The organism is Micromonospora sp. SCSIO 07396 (assembly GCF_053667945.1).
The window spans coordinates 6,671,925-6,688,321 of sequence record NZ_CM132210.1 but is presented as its reverse complement, the minus strand read 5'-3'; the positions used below and the strand labels follow the sequence as shown (position 1 = coordinate 6,688,321).

Annotated in this window: 15 protein-coding genes and 1 pseudogene; 7 read left to right on the top strand and 9 right to left on the bottom strand. The window is 68.0% G+C overall.

The features are described from left to right. Positions 1–331: 331 nt before the first annotated feature. The 3 genes from ACWCHM_RS29610 to ACWCHM_RS29600 all read right to left on the bottom strand — a co-directional run bounded on the left by ACWCHM_RS29610 (position 332) and on the right by ACWCHM_RS29600 (position 3,161). Positions 332–877: an AAA family ATPase gene (locus ACWCHM_RS29610; protein ID WP_454220671.1), complete on the bottom strand. Its 546-nt coding sequence runs from the start codon at positions 875–877 to the stop codon at positions 332–334. A 255-nt stretch (positions 878–1,132) separates the two neighbouring features. Beyond that, positions 1,133–2,125, bottom strand: coding sequence for a DUF6236 family protein (locus ACWCHM_RS29605; protein WP_454223211.1), 993 nt, complete (start codon positions 2,123–2,125; stop codon positions 1,133–1,135). Between the two features lie 304 nt (positions 2,126–2,429). After that, positions 2,430–3,161 carry a DUF7003 family protein gene (locus tag ACWCHM_RS29600; protein ID WP_454220669.1) on the bottom strand — a complete coding sequence of 244 codons (732 nt, stop codon included), beginning with the start codon at positions 3,159–3,161 and terminating at the stop codon, positions 2,430–2,432. Positions 3,162–4,034: 873 nt separating this feature from the next. Between ACWCHM_RS29600 and ACWCHM_RS29595 the strand changes: the two genes are divergently transcribed. The 3 genes from ACWCHM_RS29595 (at position 4,035) to ACWCHM_RS29585 (ending at position 8,617) form a co-directional block, all read left to right on the top strand. Beyond that, positions 4,035–5,861 (top strand): Hsp70 family protein, encoded by a 1,827-nt coding sequence (locus tag ACWCHM_RS29595; RefSeq protein ID WP_454220667.1) that lies wholly within the window; start codon positions 4,035–4,037, stop codon positions 5,859–5,861. A gap of 76 nt (positions 5,862–5,937) precedes the next feature. Continuing rightward, positions 5,938–7,818 (top strand): AfsR/SARP family transcriptional regulator, encoded by a 1,881-nt coding sequence (locus tag ACWCHM_RS29590; protein ID WP_454220666.1) that lies wholly within the window; start codon positions 5,938–5,940, stop codon positions 7,816–7,818. Positions 7,819–8,407: 589 nt separating this feature from the next. Further along, positions 8,408–8,617, top strand: coding sequence for a PASTA domain-containing protein (locus ACWCHM_RS29585; protein WP_454220665.1), 210 nt, complete (start codon positions 8,408–8,410; stop codon positions 8,615–8,617). Positions 8,618–8,923: 306 nt separating this feature from the next. Here ACWCHM_RS29585 and ACWCHM_RS29580 read toward each other — a convergent pair whose 3' ends face one another. The 6 genes and pseudogenes from ACWCHM_RS29580 to ACWCHM_RS29555 all read right to left on the bottom strand — a co-directional run bounded on the left by ACWCHM_RS29580 (position 8,924) and on the right by ACWCHM_RS29555 (position 12,326). Beyond that, entirely contained in the window at positions 8,924–9,601 is a 678-nt protein-coding gene (locus ACWCHM_RS29580) for an HNH endonuclease family protein (protein WP_454220664.1), read from the bottom strand. 229 nt (positions 9,602–9,830) lie between these two features. Beyond that, positions 9,831–10,451, bottom strand: coding sequence for an AAA family ATPase (locus ACWCHM_RS29575; RefSeq protein WP_454220662.1), 621 nt, complete (start codon positions 10,449–10,451; stop codon positions 9,831–9,833). Next, positions 10,448–10,629: pseudogene (locus ACWCHM_RS29570) on the bottom strand (hypothetical protein); the annotation flags it as partial. The pseudogene ACWCHM_RS29570 and the gene ACWCHM_RS29575, both read right to left, overlap by 4 nt. Positions 10,630–10,734: 105 nt before the next feature. Continuing rightward, complete coding sequence (locus ACWCHM_RS29565) at positions 10,735–11,466, bottom strand: phosphotransferase (RefSeq protein WP_454220661.1); 732 nt, start codon at positions 11,464–11,466, stop codon at positions 10,735–10,737. Between the two features lie 54 nt (positions 11,467–11,520). Beyond that, complete coding sequence (locus ACWCHM_RS29560; RefSeq protein ID WP_454220660.1) at positions 11,521–12,021, bottom strand: hypothetical protein; 501 nt, start codon at positions 12,019–12,021, stop codon at positions 11,521–11,523. A 158-nt stretch (positions 12,022–12,179) separates the two neighbouring features. Next, positions 12,180–12,326 carry a hypothetical protein gene (locus ACWCHM_RS29555; protein ID WP_454220659.1) on the bottom strand — a complete coding sequence of 49 codons (147 nt, stop codon included), beginning with the start codon at positions 12,324–12,326 and terminating at the stop codon, positions 12,180–12,182. 656 nt (positions 12,327–12,982) lie between these two features. On the opposite strand from ACWCHM_RS29555, the gene ACWCHM_RS29550 reads away from it, so the two are divergent. The 4 genes from ACWCHM_RS29550 to ACWCHM_RS29535 all read left to right on the top strand — a co-directional run bounded on the left by ACWCHM_RS29550 (position 12,983) and on the right by ACWCHM_RS29535 (position 16,385). Next, the gene (locus ACWCHM_RS29550; RefSeq protein ID WP_454220658.1) at positions 12,983–13,606 is read left to right on the top strand and encodes a hypothetical protein; all 624 of its coding nucleotides are present in this window, start codon (positions 12,983–12,985) and stop codon (positions 13,604–13,606) included. 42 nt (positions 13,607–13,648) lie between these two features. Continuing rightward, the gene (locus ACWCHM_RS29545; protein ID WP_454220656.1) at positions 13,649–13,834 is read left to right on the top strand and encodes a hypothetical protein; all 186 of its coding nucleotides are present in this window, start codon (positions 13,649–13,651) and stop codon (positions 13,832–13,834) included. 480 nt (positions 13,835–14,314) lie between these two features. After that, positions 14,315–14,647 carry a CU044_2847 family protein gene (locus tag ACWCHM_RS29540; protein ID WP_454220655.1) on the top strand — a complete coding sequence of 111 codons (333 nt, stop codon included), beginning with the start codon at positions 14,315–14,317 and terminating at the stop codon, positions 14,645–14,647. Next, positions 14,634–16,385 (top strand): VMAP-C domain-containing protein, encoded by a 1,752-nt coding sequence (locus ACWCHM_RS29535; protein ID WP_454220654.1) that lies wholly within the window; start codon positions 14,634–14,636, stop codon positions 16,383–16,385. The genes ACWCHM_RS29540 and ACWCHM_RS29535 overlap by 14 nt, the downstream gene beginning before the upstream one ends. The last annotated feature ends 12 nt before the right edge of the window (positions 16,386–16,397 follow it).

Below are 16,397 nucleotides of genomic sequence, written 5' to 3'. Positions count from 1 at the left end.
GGTGGGACGGTCTTCAGCGGTTAACAGAAGGTCACAGCACCTCACACGACCTTACAAACGCAGGTCAGTGGGCTGTTGGTCGTCGGTGGTCGACCGCCCGTATGGGCGGCGAGTGGGTGCCGAAGACGGACAGGGACAGTTTGTCGGGGATGTCGCGGCTTCACCGCGCCCGGCTCAGGTGGCCTGCTCTCGCGTCTTGGTGGTGCCGCGTCGGCTGGCGGGATTGACGCGGGCGCGGTTCATCGACACGCCAGGGTCGCGTCCGCGCATGGACCGCTCGATCTCCTGGGATGGTTGGGCTCGGAACCCGGGGCAGGCGAATCAGGGTTGCTTATCGCCCGGCGTTGACGAAGGCAACGAGCTCATCGAGGCCGGGGCGGTAGCCGTCGCTGGTGTCGACCTCGATCTCGGGCACGTCGAGGTGAACAGGCCGGAAGCCGTGGTGGCCGACAGCGTGGGTATCCCGGTCACTGAGATGCCCGTCGGCGTGCGCGCGCCGAGTGGCGTTCTCGTCGCGCCGTCGATCAACCCGGTCGAAGGCTGTCTGCGCGGTGACCTGGCAGTGCACCACCCGAATATCGGCGATCTCGGTCAATGGCCTCAGTCCCGGGCCCCACAGGCGATCCTGGAAGGCCGCCTCGGCGACTGTAGTGATACCTGCGGCCAACAGCAGCCGAAGCACCTCGAAGAACGTCGGCAGGGTCCGCAGGCTCAACGCGTCGCCCGGCGCGGCGACGACATCACCGGCCGCGTGGACCATGCCCTCCTTGATCTCGTCCCGGCAGATCGTCGGACAGCCGATTCGTCGGGCGAGCAGATGAGCGAGGGTCGTCTTGCCCGTCCCTGGCGGTCCGCTGATGACGACAAGGGCCGACACTGTTCCCACTACGCCTGTATAGCTCAGTGTCGGCTGTGCCGGTCGAGTGCAAAGGTCAGGTAGGGCTGCACGTGCACAACCGCGCCGAGCTGGGTCTGCGTCCGGCGACCGGCCCTCTGACCTGACGAAGATCGAAGTAGGTGACGTCGCGTCACGGTTGGGTGCCGGGCGGCGCGCCGCTCGGCGCGGGATCTAGCCGATGAGAGTGCGTATGCGAGTAACCGCCCACTTGTTCTCCAACGGCGCTGAAGCACGTCACTGCTTCTGGACACGCTGCAGATAGCGGTAGGCGGAAGGGTTTCCCGCATTGCCGCTGTAGTCGTGGCGGATCTGGTTGGTTGCCACATTCACGGCGATGCTGCCCAGCACGGTCAGCACCGACGCCGAAGGTGCCGTCTCGGGCAGACCGGCCGCGACCGCAACCGCCGTGGTGGCCACCGTTACCGCCAGCGACTGCTTGAGGAGAGTCAGTCTTCGGGCCCGCGCTGCCTCATGGAGGTCGCGAACAGCCTCCTCAATCTCATGCTTGACTCGCAGAAAAGCCTCGTCCGGGTGCCGATCTCGCAGAGTGTGAAGCAAGTCCTGCACCGCAAACATCAAGCGCGCCCGTTCGTCGGCGTACCTTTCGCGGAACGCGACGAGATCAACGATACTTACGTCGCCGGGGGGAACTGGTAGAAGTCCGCCGATGTCCACCTTCCAGCAGGCAGTGCTCCTCTGACCTGGCATCGGATCGACACCTACCCGATGGGCGGACGGCACGTCAGTATGCGGATGCAGCCCATGAGGCCCCTGCCCTCCGAAGCGAGCATTGCGGTCCGCAGCTATCTGGTTGGCGACGATGCTAACGACAAGATGCATCAGCGCAGGCGAGCCGACGAGTCGGCTAGGCGAGGCTGGATGGGGATAAACCAGCTCATGGCTGAGCAACCGCCGCACCAGGCTCTTGTGCAGCTTCTCGACGTGCAGGGTCTGGGTATCGGGTGCATTGCGCGGCGGAATCAGGTCGTCCAGCGGGATGCGCGCGAGCGCAAAGTCGAGCTCCGGCTCGATAAGCTCGAGCCGAACCGGCTCGTAGGCGGCACTCGGCTCGATGGGGCGGTACAGGTCGGTCGCGAGAAGTTCCCGCATGGCAGGACTCAGCCGCTGTTCCCACTCGGGAGCTACCACTGTGCTCAAGCTATCCCAGTACAGGACCGCCTGGCTGATGACCGGACCGGGTGCGACCGCGAACGGGTAGTAGAGCATGCCAGGCACGATTTCTCCCTTGCAGGCCGGCGTATCGAATCGGATGCGGATCCTATCTTCAGGATCGTGATCGCTTGGACCGCTTCAAGCGTGGATGCACCTGACCTTGGCCGACTGTCGCCGCCGAACGGGATCCGGCAAGCACAGCTGCGCTGGTCGGGATGGAACTCAGTCCGCTCCCCGTCCGCCGCCGGTGTCGAAGTTCGCAGCGTCTCCATACGCGGCGTTCTCCACGATGGCGGCGGAGTGGGGGTCGGAAACGCCTCGACCCTGCTTCGTGTTCCCCACTAGATGGGATGGGGTGTCACAGCGCACCGGACATCGGCCAGTTGGTCCAGTGTGTGTTTCCCGGGAGGACCGGCCGGTAGTGGGAGGGGTCGGCGGTGGCCAGCACCTCGCTGATCTGCTGGTAGGTCTCGATGTCGCTGGGGCGAACCTCGAACGGCACCTGCCTCTGCGGCGGTAGGTGGCGGGTGAGCCTCTCGTGCATCTGTCGTTGCCGATCTCGCTCGGGGCTCGATCGCCGGACCCGCAGGGTGGTGTGGTGCCAGTCGTCCAGGAACAGCACTCGAGGCAGGTCCGGCGGGACGAGTTGCCGTATCTCGGCGTTCTCGGCCAGCAGAAGATCACGGTGCTGAGGAGCGAGGAGTCTGAAGAGGTTCTCCGGGCGGATCGTCGCGGCAGCGGCCACCGGCACGGCCTGTCCCCTGATGACCAGCGGCACCTGCCGGTAGCGCACTGCCCCCGGATCGCCCTCGAACAGGTCCGCGAAGTTGTCGATGCGGTTGGCGAACCGCGTATGCCAGGCCTTGTCCGTGCCGGTGAGGCAGTTGCCGAGAGCGTGCAGGACGTCGACGACGTTGCCGGCCCGCGGGTTGTAGCCGACGATGTCCACGACCAACGCCCAGCGCTCTGCGTCACTGAACGCATGGAGCTGAGCAGCTATCAGATAGCTGTAGGGGTGTTCCGGCTCGGGAAACCGACGCTGCTCGGCAGCTCGATCGAACACATCGACGACAGCCTCCGCCTGCACCATGCTCCGGATCCTAGGCAATCGCTATCGTGCTCGATTCCACAGCGGTGACCCGGCCGTCGCGTCCAGGACCGCTCGCTCGAGCGTCGCTGCAGTTTGCCGATCCTGCGTCACAGCCCATCTGACGTGCAGGTCGGCCCAGTGCAAGGCGTCCTGCGCCCAAGCTGCCGCGCGCTTGGGCAGGCCGCCAACAAGTTGCTCAAGGTGCTCCTGCACGAATGTGACATCGGCAAGGGCCCGATCTAGGACAGCTTCCCCCAGTCCACTGACCGCGGCCTTCCCCCGGCGGTACACCGCGAGCCGTCCTCGAAGTCCTTGGCCACGACGCTCGCCGGCCATACCCACATAGACGAGAGCACCTGACGCCCCTTGCCGAGCGAGGTAAACACCTGGCAGACGCGGTGCCGAGACAGCAGCATCGTGGAAGGGCAGCCACGGCGACCACTCGGCAAGATCTGCGACTACATCGTCGGCAATCATCGGAGCAGCATGCCGCAGGGCAGACGGGGCGAGTCTTTGGAGGTACCGCACTCTCACGCCGCGATCCGCGCGAGCGCGACCACCCCAGCAGTGACGGGTTGTAGTCCGCAGGGCGGTCCGTCGGGCACGGGAGGTGCTCGACAACCCTCGTCGTTCCTTCTGGCACGTTGACTTCCGCACCGTCACCCGTACCTGCTTGTGCAGCTGGAACCGTACTCAGGAAACCACACCGCACACGGTAGGGACCAACGAGCGACAGCCATCCGCGACCGGGCGTCTCCTTCATGTGAGAGGCGGCCGCCGGAAGGACTATCTCCTGGCCACGGCGACCCGTTGCGTCAGGCTGGGGATATTCATGGGTGACGTGAGGATCTTATTCATGTTTGACTGATGTGCATGTCAGGGCAGGTGCGGCTGGCGATCGACTACGGGGCTACCAGCACCGTGGCGGTGCTGGCGTGGCCCGACGGTCGATGGGTTCCGGTGGCCGTCGACGGCAACCCGGTGATGCCCAGCGCCGCGTGGGTGGCCGAGGACTCGGGCGTGTGGACCGGGCAGCAGGCGTGGCAGGCCGCCGCGCGCCAGCCGCACCGGTTCGTCGCTGCGCCCCAGCGGTTCGCCGAGCAGACCCTCACCGTCGACGGGCAGCAGGTCGAGGCGACGACGCTGGTGGCGGCGACCCTGCGCCGGGTCGCCGAGCACGCCGGTCAGGTGGCCGGCGGGCCGGTGGAGGATGTGCGGCTGGTGGTGCCGGCCGGGTGGGGGCCACGACGACGCACATGGATGCGGCACGCGGCGCATCGCGCCGGGCTGGGGCAGCCCCATCTGGTGGAGGCCCCGGTCGCGGTGGCGGATCACCTGGTCGCCTCGGGTGAGCAGATGCCGGTGGGCGCGTATCTGGCGGTGGTGGACATCGGCGGTGGGGCGGAGGTGACGGTCCTGCGTCGTGGACCGTCCGGGTTCGAGGTCCTCGCGACCCTCGCCGACCCCGACGCCGGCGGGGACGCCATCGACCGTGCCCTCGCCACCGCCCTGGCCGGAAAGGCAGAGGGCGGGTGGGCGTGGGTGGCGAGCGTGCGGGCCGCGAAGGAAGCCCTCGCCCAGCACACGGCGATCACCGTGCCGCAGACCGACGGCACGGCGGTCGTGGCCACGACCGCGGCCCTGGAGCAGGCGGCACAGCCGGTCCTGGACCGGGTAGGGCAGCTGACCTGCGAGGCGGTCGCCGCCGCGGAACTCACCCCGGCGGACCTGACCGGCGTGTACCTGGTTGGTGGCACGGCCCGGCTGCCGCTGGCCGCCATGGTGATCGCCGAACGGACCGGCCTCATACCGCAGGTCGCCCTGGATCCGACGCTGGCCGCGGCCCACGGTGCCGTCGGCGCGAGTCCCGCCGCCGCTGGTGGTGGTGATGTCGGTGGGCAGGAGCCGGTGCCGCAGGTCCGGCGGGTGCTGGGTATTGCGGTGCCCGGCTTCGCATCGCTGGTCATGATCACGCAGATGCTGCTCACCGTCACCCGCGGCGGGGTATATCCCCTCGAGTGGGCGGAACCGGCGTGGGGACTGTTGGCGATGGCCGCCGTGTTCGCGCTAATCGCCTGTCTGTCCGCCGGCACGATCCTCGGATCGCTGGCCGCCGCCCACAACCCCGGACCCACGACCCAGTCTCCGGCAGGCACCGTCAGCATCGGCATCCTGTCCGCCGTCTCCCTGGGCGCGGCCACCGCGAGCCTCTACGCCGTGGTGGCCGCCCAGTACCTGAAGATGCCGGTTGGACCATTCCTGCGCTGGGCCCTGCTTCCCGTCGCCCCGATCGTCGTGCTCGCTCTCGTCGCCGCCGTCGTCGCCGCCCGCCAGCGGCGCACCCCAACCGGTGGATGGTCGGCCCTGTTGGCGTTCCCCACCAGCTCCGTCTTCACCGCCGCCATCGGCATCGGCCTGGTCCAGTACTCGAACACCGCGGCGCGGTGGCCCGACATGCTGGTCTGGATCGACCTCGCCGGCCGGGTCGGCGGACTGCTGCTCGGCGTCGGCACGGTCCTGGCCCTGGTCCGCCCATGGACGCTCCGGCTCGTCCTGGGCGCGCCGCTGGCGGTCATCACCGCCGCGATCACCGCACCCCGTATCACCGGCACCCTCGCCGGCATCTACGCCACCGCCGTGGCCGGATGGTGGGTGTACCGGCTGTGGACCCGCCTCGTCCGCGCCCCGGCCACCCCATGAGCGGCCACCACCCCACCACGCGCGGCCCCCACCGGTGCCGGCGCGTGGGCCGGCACGACCATGGTGGACGGACGCGGTGAGGTGGCCCCGTCAGATCGCCTCCACGGCTGCGGTCACCGCCGTCCTGGCCGGCCCACCGATCGTGCTCACCTACACCGCCGGTTGGCCCCTGCCCACCCACCCCACCCAGGAACACCTCCGACAGTGGCTCAGCGACCCCCTCACCGAGGACACCCTCATCGCCGGGCTGATACTTCTGGCCTGGATGCTGTGGCTCCTCATCGCTGCCCTCACCCTCCGTACCACCGTCACCCGCGCGGCGGCGACGATCCGGCGACTACGACGCCTGCCGCTACCCACCCCGATGCAGGCCACCGCGACCGGCATGGCCGGCGCCGCCGCCCTGTGGGCACCCACCACCGCCACCACGACCGACACCCCACCAGCCCCCACACCCACCAGCACCGGCGAACACCTTCCGCAGACAGCCGACGCGGGAGTGGACGTGCCCGGCGGATGGATTCCCGCCGACACCGCACACCAGATCGCCGCCGCCGGCACCCTGGTCTGGCTCCGCCGTCGCCGCCTCTACCGGCCCTCACCACCCGGACAACTCCGCGACGACAGCGACCTGGCCGCCCTGCCACCCACCGTCACCGCCGTCCAAGCCGCCCTCGCCGACACCCCAACCGCGCCCGCCACCCCGCTGAGAATCCCGACCGGGGGCATCGGTCTGACCGGCCCCGCGGCCATCGACGCCGCCCGCGGCATCCTCCTCACCACCCTGCTTCAAGCCCTCCGCGACAGCGCACACGCCACCGCGGTCGTGACCAGCCGCACCGACCTGCGCGCCCTCCTCGGAGGCCACACCCTGCCCCTGCACGACCTGCCGGGCCTGACCGTCACCGACACCCCCGCCGACGCCATCACCAGCATCACCCATTCGCACCACCCGGACGCGGCATCCCCGATGCTGCTCACCCACGTACCCGCCGATGCCGACACCGCCGTCCGCCTCGCCACCGCCCTGACCCACACCCAAGGCGTGCTGATCGGTACCTGGCCCCATGGCCCCACCTGGCACGTCACACCCGACGGATACGCCGCACGCGGCACCGGCGACGACCGGACCCGTCTGTGCGTACTCACCGCCACCGCCGCCCGCGACCTCCTTGCCGTCCTCACCCCCACCCCGTCCACACCACCGGCGGTAGCGGTACCCCGACAACGACCACCCGCGCCCGCCCCACCGCCCGAGCCGTCCCCACCGAAGCTGTTCACCCTGCGCGTCCTCGGCAACCCCACCCTGCGGGCGTCCGGCAGACCCGTCACGATCCGCCGCACCGCGGCCCTGCAGGTCCTCGTCGCCCTCGCCGTTTATCCCGACGGCGCCACCACCCACGAACTCGCCACCACGATCTGGCCCGGCCTACCCCGACACACCGTCGCCCGACGCCTCTACACCACCCTCAGCGATCTCCGTAAAGACATCACCGCCACCGGGCACCCTCACCCCATCGTGCACACCGATGACCGATACCACCTCGACCACCAACACATCGACGTCGACCTCTGGGACTTGAATGCCGCCATCGACCACGCCACCACCGCCGTCGCTAACCACCCCCACGCCCACCAAGCGGTCATCGACCACTACACCGGCGACATCGCCGCCAACCACACCTGGCCGTGGCTCGACCCCATCCGCGAGAGCACCCGCCGCCACGTCATCGACGCCCACAGCACCCTCGCCACCAGCGCACCCGACCCACACGCCCGGCTCCACCACCTCCAGAACGCCCTCCGCCTCGACCCCTACAACGAACACCTCCACCACCACGCCGCCGACACCCTGACCACACTCGGCAGACCCCACGACGCCGATGCGCTTCTCACCCGCCACCACCAAAGACTCCTCGATACTGGCATCACCTCACCACGTCCCGTCACACGATGAGAGCCGCCTTCGCGCGACCCTTGGCGATGATCAGCGCATTACGCGTCCAGGGGCGGCACGGCGTTCTGACGGCGGATCGGACGGACAGCCGCCGCCGGGCCGGCGCCACCCACTACAGCAAGTCAACTACCGGACAGCAGCCCGTCCGATCGGCTAGTGCCCGCCATCAGGCACCGCGACCACACTCCACCGGGTGACTTACCAACCGCCCGACGACAACACCTCGTGGCAGGCACCACCACCAGCCACGCCGCAATCCGCCTACGGACCGCCACCGGCAGCACCGCCCCGCCGGAAAATCGGCACCGGGGCCATCATCGGCATCGCCGCCGGGGTAGTCGTTCTCGCCTGCTGTGGCATCACAGGGATAGCCGCCATCATGGGTGGTAGCAGTCAGCCGGAGGCGAAGACCTCCCCGACAGCAGCGGCTGCCATCGCCGAGCGGGTTTCACCAACTGCGGAACCCACCCTGATACCGACGGCAGCATCACCCCCCACCGACGCTCCGGCCGCGACAACCGCCCCGGCGCCGACGACACCCCCCGCAACGACCGCTCCTGCCGCGCCGCCCGCGCCAGCGAAGCTGACCATGCCGAACGTGAAGGGCATGAACGCCGCCGTCGCCGACGACAAGCTCCGCAAGCTCGGATTCACCAACATCCAGTACGGCAGCCAGGACGAGAACGACACCGTGGTGCTGATGCTGCCCAACTGGACGGTGACCAAGCAGTCGGCGAAGGCCGGCAGCAAGATGCTGCCGGACGACCTGATCGTGCTGACCTGCACCAAGCAGGGCTGACGCCTCCCTTCGAAGGCTCCGGCGACAAAATGGGCAGTCAACTGGGGCCTGATCTTCCTCAGTGAGGTGGCACCTCGGCTCCGCCGTTCATGGGCTCACTACGCCATGAACGGCGAGCGGAAGGTCAGCATCGCCGCCGCATGACCAGCAGCTCCAGGCGTCGTCATTGAACAGTGCCGCCGTGTCATGGGTCACCGCCCGAAGCACGCCTACCCACTGGTGCCCTCACCCAACCGTGGCCCGAACACTCGCACAACACCGCTGTGTTGATCATGTCCTTCCCGAACGGCCGGTCTGCCGGCGGGCTCAGGAGGAGCAGGTGTTGAGCATGCTTTGCAGTGCGGACTTCTCCGATGACTGCAGCCGCAGGCCCCAGGTGTACTTCACGGTGATCCACATCTTGCTGTAAGTGCACCGGTACGACGACAGCGACGGCTGCCATGTCGAGGGGTCCTGGTCGCCCTTGGACTGGTTGACGTTGTCGGTCACCGCGATCAACTGCGGGCCGGACAGGTCGTTGGCGAAGCTCTGCCGCCGGCTGGTCGTCCATGAACTCGCCCCGGAACGCCACGCCTCCGCCAAGGGGACCACGTGGTCAATGTCGACATCCGACGCGGCGGTCCAGGTCGCCCCGTCGTACGGGCTGTACCAGCGCCCCGACGTGGCCTGACACGAGGAGTTGACCACGACCGAGGTGCCGTCGCGTTTGAGGACCTGTTCACGGGTGTCGCAGCTGCCGGTGATGGTGATCCAGTGCGGGAACAGATCGCGGGAGTAGCCGCTGGTGGAACCCTCGGTGGCGACGGTGAGGGCGTTGAGCTGCGACTGCGCGGTCGCCTTCGAGGGGATCCCTGGAGGCGTCGCGGACGCGGTCCCCGCGGTTGTGGTCGAGAGGGTTGCGCCGATAAGTGTGGCGAGTGCCAGCGTCACGGCACGCACACGGGGTCGCGCGAGCCCGGGCGTCTTCGTGGTCGGCCATGCCATGCCATGCCTCCAGGTCACCATCGACAGCAGCTGTACTCACCATCGTCGATGAATATGGCGGCGGGATGGCATTGCTGTGAAGAGCTGGAAAGATCGGAAACACACCACGTGACATGTAGTGGCGCCGTGTCTCATCAACGCGGCCATTCTTCCCTGGTTGCGCACGCCTTGAGCGTCTTGCGGCGCGCACGGGCTGGTCTGAGCTGCGGAGTTCTAGCTAAGGGACGTGTTAACGAGCCTCCGTCGCGGTGGTCGTCTGGTCGGCTTTGCTGGCGCAGTGCGGGCATCGTCGGGGGCAGGGTGTCTGCGGTACGGCGGTGGTGAGGCCGCTGGCGCGCAGGATGGTGGTGACCGTCTGGGCGAAGGTGCTGCTCTCGCCGATGACGGTCTCCCCGGGGATGTCGAGCAGGTCGCGGTGGGTGTACCAGGTGCGCATCTCGTCAGGGGTGACGGGGATCGGCTCGTCGCGGCCGAGGTGGCGGCGGACGGTCTCGTCGAAGGACACGTCCAGATAGAACACCGCGACCGGGCCGGGATGGTCGTCGATAAGCTGGTGCAGCACGGCCGCGTAGCGTTCGGTGTGCATGATGCCTTCGAGGATGACGTGGTAGCCCAGGTCAAGGGCGGTGCGGGCGGTCGCGGTGATGAACGCCGGGGCGACCGGGTCGATGCGGGCGCTGTCGTGTTCCCTGAGCACGATTCTGCGCAGGTAGTCCTGCTCGATCAGGGCTGCACCGCGCCCGAAGCGGCGGCGTACCTCACCGGCGGTCGTGGTCTTCCCGCTGCCGGAGTTCCCGCGAATGATCACCAACGTGGGCGGCGAGGGCTTCGTGGGGTTTGGCGTCGTCATGGTGTGCTCCGTCGGGCGGTGGCGGTCTGCCGGGGCACCATCGCGGCGAACCCGGTGGTGTCGTAGCCGGCGGCTTGCAGGGTGAACAGCTCCGCGTACCGTCCGCGGCGTCCATCAGGTGGCCGTGGGTGCCGCACTCTACGAGACGGCCGTAACGCAGGCCGGAAATGCGGTCGGCGTCCGCGCCGCCCGCCGCTCACACGAAATCACCACCATCGTGACCAGCAGTTACCCAGAATGCAATGACCATGACAGCGGCCCTTCCGTTTGTGCGGCCCACACTTCACGCTCGGTAGGCCGCCCATTCGTAGGTCCAGCGTGCGAGGTCATGCACCCAACGGTCCGTGGTCTGCTGTGACTTGTTGGCCCACTTCGAGGCGTTCCTCGCTGCGAAGTCGTCCAGAACCCGGGGGGCAGTCCCGGCCCAGGCAGGGAACTGGCTGAGCCAGTCTTCCGCCTGGGCCGGGGGGTGGCCGTTGCCGATCAGCCACTGGGTGAGTAACGCCAGCTCGACCCACGGTGCCGCTTTGGTTGCGTACGCCCAATCGACGATCCGGAGTCCCTGCGGTGTCAGGATCAGGTTGGCGGGGTTGAGGTCGGAGTGCACGAGCGCATCGCCGTCCATCGCCGGGTGGGCGAAGCTGAGCCGCCCGGCCGGGCCGTACAGCCGCAGGTCCGGCGCGGTGGTCGCTTGAAGTCGTGTGAGGGTCGCGGCGAGTGTGTCGAGGTCGGGACTGCCGGGTGTCAGGTCGGGGTGGGGGCCGTCCAGGTGCTCGGCCCCCACCACCAACCAGCCATCGGATTCGAAATCCCACAGAACCTTGGGCGGGTACCTATCGATGGCTCTGGTTACCGCCACCTCGTGGCGCAGTGACCGGACGCCCGGGCCCGACGAGGCGGCCTTGACGAAGACGGTGCCGGTGGAACCGATGACGGTCGACGCGATCTCCGCGTGGTCACCACATGGAGCCGGGTACACGCCGACGATGCCGCCGACTCGATCGGTGACCGCCATCCGGACAGGCTCGGGTAGGGCGGCCCAGTCGCTGCGCATGGTCACCTCTCGTTGTCACTTGCCGGTGAAGTCCGGTTCCCCGGGCGGGCAGCACGACTCGGCTTCACCGTGCCAGAACTCCATGTCGACCCGGTGCCCGGTGGCGTGCAGCGCCGCGAGCGTGAACGTGACGGCGGTGCGGTCCATCATCCCCTCGGTCAGGATGGGGATGTGGTGGACGAAGCTCCCGGCGACCTGCTCGCAGGCCGCGGCGTAGGGCACGGTGTGCTGCAACACGCAGTGCCACACGGCGTCGACCGGGAGGGTCGGCACGACACGGCCGATCGACCCGTCGGGCAACAGCATCCCGAAATCCTCGCTCGTCACGGTGTCGACGTGCGCCTTGAGGAAGACCAGGAACTGCTCCACGGCCCGCTCGGCGTACGCGCGAGTGACGTGCCGGTCAGCAGCGAAGTAGTCGACCAGCTTTTTGAACACCTCGGACGTCACGAGGGTCCGAGGCTCAAGGGCGGTCATGCTCGCGGTCGTGGTCGGTTCGTGTGCGGTGACAGTCACGACTTCTCTCCTTACCTGGTGCCATCAGCGGCGCTGGTTGACGCCGCGTGCGGAGTTGGGGGTCCGCATGCCTGTTCTCCGGTGAAGCGGTCATGAGGCACAGGTGACTCGCGGCGGGGTCGAGGCCGGGGGCCCTCTCACCCATGGCATGTCCCTCATCAGCGGGCCCTGGCCCAGGACATGAACCGGTCCGTCAGGTCAAGCCTGCGGTCCGGGTGGAGCTGGTGAAGCTGACCGCTCGCCTCAGTCATCAACGCCCCGAGGAACAGCAGCAACGCGGTCCGGTCGTTTCGGTACTCCGCCAACAGCGCCACCCGTGCCGGCTGACAGGGCCACTCGGCACCACAGTTGCGACACCGCCAGAGAGGACGCATAGCGACGTGGGGAATCGGCGGCCGGGCCATCAGCGCAGCCCTTGGGCGGTACGGCCGCCCAACGCCTCGACGACATGACCGCCAGCGGTTGTCTTGCCAGCCTCGTTAGTTCCCTCCAGGCAGATGAGCATCCCACGGTGCCGGATGATCTCTCCCCTGGCAGACACGTGACCCAAGCCCATAGCCACCGCTTCCCTTCCATCAACGGCTCCCGTCCCAGATCTCGACGCGATCTGGACGCGCCCGCTGCGGCCTCCCCTCTACAAGTGCCGCAGGATCCGGAGTGCCTCCCGACGCCTGACACCTACCGTCGCTGGCGGCCGGCCAACCGCCGAATCCCTCGATGCCAATAACAAGTAGAAGCTGTTCAACACATGTCGAACACCCTCGACACGAACCTTCAACCTGCCCCGGCGCGTCAGGTCAAACTGGAACGGCAGCTGTTCCCTTCCACGCCGATACCGCGACCAGGCGGCGGCCGGCGGACATCATGTCGCCGGCGCCCATCGCAAGCCTCCGCGATCAAGGTGTTGCGACGAGGCGGCGAGAGTAGGCGCCACGACCTGGGTCGACGCCGGATTCAATTTGTGGTGTTCCCCGAGTTTGGCATTTCGGGCATCGCCTCTCGGGCGGCTCTGGCAACGGAATCGACGATCATAAATGTTGACGAGGTGGGCGCCGTGCTGGCTACCGCCGCAACCGACCAGAAGGAGAAGACGATGGAGGCAAGAATGATCGTCGCGACCGGCGCCGCGCTCGGTGTGCTGGGCCCGCTCGGAGCACCCGGCTCGCCGGCCGTCGCCAAGGAGCAGCCGCGCAACTGCGCGGTCAACCTGGACATCCGCGTACTGCACTGTGCCGACACCGAGGCGCAAGCGCTGCGCGCGGTGGGGACTACGCAGGCCAGCGTTGTCATCGCCCGCACCTACGACGGTACGGGCTTCAGCGGCGCGCAGCTGGCCTGGGCCCAGAGCGGCAACTGCACCCCGGAGTACGACGCCGAGTTGCAGTGGGATGACCTGCGGACGACAAGCGGGGGCAACTGGATCAACCGAATCACATCGGTGCGCACCTACAACCAGTGCGACGTCAAGTTCTTCGACGGGATCAACTTCACCGGCGCCCAGTCAGTCTGGATCGATGAAGCCTCCAACCTCGCGACCATCGGCGACGGCTGGAACAATGGGGCCGGCTCGATCAAGTTCTCCTGATCGTTCGTACGGCGGTGCTCACTGTGTGGCAACCCTCGCGAGATGCACATCGAGAGCTTGCCGGACCTGGAGGAAAGTCCTGCGGAGGTGACGGTCACCGGCATCATCTGGCAGCCGACGGTGAAGGGTGAAGGGCCCCACCGATTCGGTCCGCCACGAGGTCACCGCTACGGCTTGCCACCGACCGAACCGAGCACGCGCAAGGCCCGCACCAAGTACCGCCAATGAGCAGCCGTAGACCGTGCTCGTCAACCAGCGGCGGCCCCGGGAGCACCACGGCCCCCGGGGCCGCCGCTGTGGCCGGTACCGCAGGAACCTGGCGATCACGCAGTCCGCCCTCGACCGGGCCTACACCGGGGCCCGCGCCCGGGACGGTCCGGACCCCACGTTCGCGCGGCTACGCCCGGCCACCGGTCGCCGGCGTTGTCTAGGGTGCGAGGACTCCGGCGGGCGGGACCGGCGGTCCGACAACGCGTATCGGTCAGCGGGAACCACCGCGCGGGGTGAATTTTCGTGTCGGCCGCATTGGGGAGCCTGCGGACGGCAGTGCCGCACTCCACCGTCGGGCTCGTGTGCGGCCTCCGCGCCATGTGGACACTCAGCCGAGCGGGGCGTAACTGCGGGACAGAGTCGTGAAGTCGACACTCATCCGACATCACGCACCGGTAGTTTGGGCATCCGTTCCAACCGCTCCCGATGGGATCGTCCATGAGTGAACTGATGCGTTTCCAGACCGACTCCGGCTCTGTGGTCGTCGAGGTCGCCGAGGGTGAGATCGGCTTCGAGCTCGTGGACCGTGACAGCGTCATCGCCGACACTCGGAGGAAGCTGGAGGGTGCGTTCGCCGAGGTGCGCGACGGCGCCGAGGCGGCGCTGCGGGTCTTCCGTGACAGTTCCCTGAACCCGGACGAGGTTGAGGTCGAGTTCGGCGTCAAGCTCAACGCCGAGGCCGGTGCAATCATCGCGAAGACCTCCGTAGAAGGTCACTTTCAGATCAAGCTGGCGTGGAAGTCGATGCAGGCAAGGGATGCCGGAGAATGACTGGCCGGTCCGCGTCTTCGACGAAAAGCGGCCGAACGGCGGCGGATCCGGGCTACTGATCGATACTCGACGGGTGCTGACCTGCGCGCACGTCGTCGAAGGCATGGCTAGACCGACGGTAGCCTTTCCGGCGCGGCCAGACCTGGATGATCTCCCAGCGACCGCGGAGATCGCCAAGCGGTGGGAGCGCGGCGACGACACCGGGGATTTGGCCGTGCTCACCCTCCCGTCCGAGGTGCCCATTCGGCCGGCCCGGTTCGCCCCGCACCACATGCTGGATTTGGGGCTGCGTGACCTGGTAGCGATCGGGTTCCCGGCCACCGCTGACGGTCGCGGTCGGGTCGCATCGGTGACCGCCACCACTTCCCAGTATCTGCTGCAAGGCGAATGGATGCAGCTGGAGAGTGCCAGGGAATTCGGCCCCAACGTCGGCAAGGGTTACAGCGGCGGGGCTGTCGCGCTACGGTCCACGCTGGAAGTGGTCGGCATGATCACAGCGGCGGACCGGGCGGACCGGTTGGGGTTGATGTTGCCGCTGCCGAAGCTGGTGGAGTACCACGAAGGTCTGGCGGATCTGATGCCGCTCGGGCCGATCAGCGCGGATGGTCACCGGGCGCTGCGCGCGCTGCTGTCCGGACGGCTGTTGGCGAATCCGGATGCGGCGTACCGGCACGCCGTCGACGACGTCCTAATCCCGCTTCCGCCCGACTCGCCGAACCGCGACTTGGCGTACGCGGTGGCCCGATACATTGCCGAAGAGCTTTTCCTGGATGACAGCGGCGAGACCGTCAGGGCGGCGTTGGCGCGACTGTGCCTGCGGGTCGCGGACGAGGTGAGCGACCGCCACACGGTCGTTGGGTTGCGTTCCTGGGTCGCCCAGCACTGTGGCCAGCAGGCGGCTGACCGTCGGCCGCAGGATCGCCTCCTGTCCCCGCAGCGGGTTTCCGTGCGGCTCAGCCGCAGTGGTGCCGGCGCGAACAGTCGCTTGTTAGAGGTCGCCGTGCGGCGGGACGGGGAGCAGCCCGACTGCGTGGTGAGTGAACGAGTCCCATCGGGCCGGGTGCAGAATCGGGTGCAGGACTTGTTGCCTACAGTCATTGACGAGCACGTGCCACCAGAAAGTGCGCTTATTGTCGAGTTCGTGCTGCCGCGGATGTGGCTGTCCAAGCCAGTTGACGAGTGGACCTTGGGCCGGCGCGGTACGGTGCGGATCGGCTGGCGACATCCCGTCGTCGTTCGGGATTTGGCCCGGGTACGGGATCGTGAGTTGAGTCTGCGCTGGGCGCGCATGGCCGCCTCTGCCAGTGCCGCTGCGGTGCACTGGGTGAGCTGTCGCGACGCGACAACCGACCAGCAAATCGCGGCCGCGCTCGCCGAGCACTCGGATCGTGTGGTGCTGGCCCTGGCCAGCCCGCCCACGCCGATTGGCACCAGTCCCGTCCTGCGGGCCGGCTTCGACAGCGGGATGCCCGCCATTCTCTGGCCACGCGTCGCCTGTCAGCAGCACGACGAGTCGGCTCCTTGCCATGGTCAACGCTTCGAGGCTGCCGTGAGCGAGAGACTCACCACCTTTCTCGCTCACGCGGCGATTCGCGACCTTCCCGAGTTGGTCCGTCGCCTGCGCGCGGCGGCTGGCCAGGTTCCCGACGCCGAGCTGCATTGCGGTCGGGCGCTCACTCTTCTGTGGGACCCGCCGGAGCAGGTAGTTCCGCCTTTTCGCCTCGCGATGGCCGATTGAGAAAGGCGCCAT

Coding starts and splice junctions, on each gene's coding strand:
- ACWCHM_RS29605 (WP_454223211.1), bottom strand. CDS start 2,125: ATGCTCTACTACCCGTTCGCGGTCGCACCCGGTCCGGTCATCAGCCAG.
- ACWCHM_RS29600 (WP_454220669.1), bottom strand. CDS start 3,161: ATGGTGCAGGCGGAGGCTGTCGTCGATGTGTTCGATCGAGCTGCCGAG.
- ACWCHM_RS29595 (WP_454220667.1), top strand. CDS start 4,035: ATGTCAGGGCAGGTGCGGCTGGCGATCGACTACGGGGCTACCAGCACC.
- ACWCHM_RS29585 (WP_454220665.1), top strand. CDS start 8,408: ATGCCGAACGTGAAGGGCATGAACGCCGCCGTCGCCGACGACAAGCTC.
- ACWCHM_RS29580 (WP_454220664.1), bottom strand. CDS start 9,601: ATGGCATGGCCGACCACGAAGACGCCCGGGCTCGCGCGACCCCGTGTG.
- ACWCHM_RS29575 (WP_454220662.1), bottom strand. CDS start 10,451: ATGACGACGCCAAACCCCACGAAGCCCTCGCCGCCCACGTTGGTGATC.
- ACWCHM_RS29565 (WP_454220661.1), bottom strand. CDS start 11,466: ATGGCGGTCACCGATCGAGTCGGCGGCATCGTCGGCGTGTACCCGGCT.
- ACWCHM_RS29545 (WP_454220656.1), top strand. CDS start 13,649: ATGCACATCGAGAGCTTGCCGGACCTGGAGGAAAGTCCTGCGGAGGTG.
- ACWCHM_RS29540 (WP_454220655.1), top strand. CDS start 14,315: ATGAGTGAACTGATGCGTTTCCAGACCGACTCCGGCTCTGTGGTCGTC.
- ACWCHM_RS29535 (WP_454220654.1), top strand. CDS start 14,634: ATGCCGGAGAATGACTGGCCGGTCCGCGTCTTCGACGAAAAGCGGCCG.